Source organism: Gemmiger formicilis, assembly GCF_900167555.1.
Classification (GTDB): domain Bacteria; phylum Bacillota; class Clostridia; order Oscillospirales; family Ruminococcaceae; genus Gemmiger; species Gemmiger formicilis.
On the sequence record NZ_FUYF01000055.1, the window covers coordinates 1 to 3,770 of the forward strand.

General features: G+C 55.0%; 2 protein-coding genes. Both read left to right on the plus strand.

Annotated elements, in window-relative coordinates; translation table 11 throughout:
* A partial coding sequence (locus B5D32_RS14310; protein WP_143402805.1) for a class B sortase occupies positions 1 to 350 on the plus strand: 350 nt, incomplete at its 5' end.
* A gap of 43 nt (positions 351 to 393) precedes the next feature.
* Positions 394 to 3,770 (plus strand): collagen binding domain-containing protein (locus B5D32_RS14315; protein WP_143402806.1); only part of this gene is annotated, 3,377 nt, incomplete at its 3' end.

Genomic DNA, 3,770 nt, shown 5'->3' on the forward strand with positions numbered 1-3,770 from the left:
ATTATACCGGCGGGTTTGAGGATCTGCACAAATACCGCGTGTTCGAGTTCGGGCAGGAAAACCCGTACATTTATGTTTCGCTGGCAGATGAAAAGCTGACCTATCAGATTTTCAGTGTGTGGGTCTGCGATTCAAACGCCGATACCGACTGCATTCAGGCTGACCCGGACGATGCGGCATTTCAGCAGATTTTGGACAAGGCTGTTGCCGGCTGTGCGTTCGACTACGGTGTGGACGTGACGACCGCTGACCATATCTTGACGCTCTCCACCTGCACGGCAGACCCCAACAGCCGCCTGTTGGTCGTTGCCAAGCTGATTGACGGAGGTGATGTAGATGTAGCATCGTGATTTTTCGCATTTGATGTAAAAATAATACGAAGGAGCTATGCAAATGCAATATAAACGCAAACATCGCTTATCTGCGGCGCTTATGGCGGGTGCTATGTGCTGCACGATGATTCCCGCCGCCTCGGCCGATGAGATTGCCACGCCGGAAACGGCAGAAGCCGCAGCCGCAGAAGCCACCAACCAAGTAGAACAGCCTGCGGCATCGGACGGCGGGCTGTCCGTGGAAGAAATCCAATCTCGGATGTATCCCAGCTTGCCGCAGACGGCTACCGGGTACTACCTCGACTCCAACGGTCTGCCGGTGCTGACCGGTGAGACAAAAATCAGCATCGAGGGTTGGGGCGATGAGGATTACCGTGACTACGATGCCGACAGCACGATTCGAGTCGCACTTGATGAGGGATTGCTCAATACCGACAGCGCCACAGCCTCTTTTCCCCGCATGGACGGTGAGGACTACGCCATCGTCCCCATCAGTATGCAGGTGCTGTATCCTGCCAACGGCGGCAGTGCGGACATCACATTGCCCGACAATGTAGAACTGCTGGGATACAGCTTCACCAGTGGCGACCTGTGTGCCGCCACCGAAGAAGAACGCCAGCGGCAGCTCCATTATGATTTTTCCGAAGGCACGGCATCGGTGGCGGGCATCTATGTCAAAGCTACCGAGGATTTCAGCGTTACGCTGACCTATACAGACTCGGAAAAGAGCCTGACAAAAGCGCTCCATGTCACGCTCGACGATTCTGCGCCGTTCCCTGGCATCCTGCAGGATCGTTTTGCACAAGAGGCACAACCTGCCACCTGCTCGGCAGACGCAGGTGTTGCAGCTTACGCAAGTTTGCAGGTCACGCAATGCGTTTACACCAGCGTGGGCTGGATGAACTATCTCGGCGGGCAGCCCGCCCTGTGTGCCGATAGCGGCAAATGGGCGTGGGGACCCGGTGCAACCTATGCCAACAAGTATCCGCCGGTAGCAAATTATTTCTCGGCGGGCAGTGTCTGGGTATTGGCCTCGTTCTTTGGTAAAGGCTGGACAGCGGATCAGGCAACCATGTGGGCACAGGGCTTCAACAGCGGCGCACCGTCCGCGGTTTCTGCTTGCGAGGTCGAGGATGCCACCGACAACAACGCCTATCTTGACCGCCTTGCGTGGCAGGCAGAGCAGTTTCCGGACAGCCTTGCCGGTGAAATCGTGAACGGTGCGGCGACCTATGCCGATGATACCGCCGAAACGGTGTACATTGGAACACTGTACGTTCCTAGCAACGCTGCGTGGCAGCGGTTTGTCATTCTGGATTATACCCCGGTCACGCTGGGCGGAGATAACGAGATCCCCGAACTTACTCCGGAAGGCCAGCCCATAGATAAACCGTGGAGCGCCAGCTATGAGCGCACCGAAACGCTGGATTTTTCGTATACCATCAACACAAACAAAATTCAGTTGGAGACTCTCGAAAAAGTTGACGGTGCAGGCATTGACATCGCCCCGATTCTGGATGGCATCCCTTCCGATATCAACGGTGGCAGTTGGACGATTACCCCGGCTGGCAAGCAGTCGGTAACCACTTCTGGCCACACGCAGGATAACAGCTACCATCTCAATGGCGGCGATGCCTCCGCTACATGGACGGTGCATTACAGCGTCAGCAAGTCGGCATCCCAAAGCGGCAGCGTAACGGCCAACAGTGAGCAGGATGCAGACGCACAGGCATCTGCGGCACAATCTGCTGCGCAGAGCGCCTGTGAAAGTCAGGTCAATGGTGAAATCGAAGCAGCGCTGTCGGCGGTACACGGATACTTCGATAGCCTGAAATTCAGCTATGACGAGGTCACCATCCCGCACGGTTTTGATTCAACGCCCGGTGCGCTGGGCAGCCACCAGACCATTACGGTTCCTGCCAACAGTTCCAACGACTATAAAATGCAGAACGATGAATGGTCGGTAAAAGTCAGCGTCGACAAAATCGACAGCGAAACCAAGCAGCGCATCAAGGGTGATGCTGAGTTTAAGATTTTTGAGTGGGACACCGTTCGGCAGTGCTATATCCCGTTTGGCGGATACAACCGGTACAAGGTTGAGCGCCAGTCGGATGGCACTTACAAAGTCATCAACCACAGCGACTATGCGGGCGGTTCGGATGATTTGTTCTATACCCAGCGCAACGAGGGCCGATTTGTTATCGTTGAAAAACGCGCTCCCAACGGCTACTATGGCGATTGGACGAATTCAACCAATCCCGGCACAGCCGGTTCTGTTCTTGGCAAGCGCGCCTATGCCCTTGAAATCACCAAGGCATTAGACTGCAAGACCATCCAATTGGGCAATGCTGATTACAACGCTGACGTTGGAACAGCCGATAATGGTGGCACCCTCATCGACACCGGCGAGGGCATTGTTAGCATTACGTTTGGTGACCGCAACGGCAACAAAGTCTATAATACTGACCCTACTGGAATTGCCAGCAATGAGAAGTCCTACACCATGCGCGCTGATTCCGTCACCATGCAGAACGACCACGCTCTCGGCAGCATTACGCTCTCCAAAGTAGACTTGGACGCCGCGCGGTATCTGGCCGCAGGCAGTAATGGCGACTCAACACTCGAAGGCGCCGTGTATGACCTGTACGCCGCCGAGGATATTTATCACCCGGACGGCGTTTCCGGCATCGTCGATTACTCCAAAATCACAGATGCCAGCGGCACACCCATTTGGCACACCACCGTGCTTACCAACGGCGCTTGGAAGTCCGATTATCTCCCGGTGTTGAAAAAAGACCATCTTGTTGCCTCCACCGCCATTAAGGACGGCAAGCTGGCGTTTTCCAATCTCTACTTAGGTCGTTACTACCTTGTGGAGCGCACCACCGGCATCGTGATCCCGGTGGATTCCAACGGGCAGTATTACCTCTCCGGCAAGTATCCGCTTCTCAATAAAAAGCTGGAGCCTACCGGCAGCTATGCCGCCCTCGCCGGCAGCGGTACGGAATATACCGACTATGTCTACCGCAATCAGTATTCTGCTGTTGCCGAGAGCCGCGCCCTGGACGGCAGCAAGACCTATGACGGCTACTACCTCTCCTTTGCAAAAGGCTATCTCTGTGATGAAGTCAACCACTATCAATCCCTTACTTATGCAGATGAATCCACTTACGTTGTCCGCACCGAAGACCAGACGCAGGATGAAGTGCTGAAATCCGGGTTCAGCCTGCAAAAGCTGGTGTCCACCACCGGGCAGCCCTCGCCCGCCATCAAGCTGGGCGGTGCCGGGTTCAAGGTGTACCGTGTATCGCTGCTGAGCAAGGCTGACCAGTTCACCAAAAATGCCGATGGCAGTTACGATACCGCCAGCATTCTGGATGTCTACCGTAAATCCAGCTACGATCAGGACACGCTGAAATTTGATTTTTCTGACGAAGA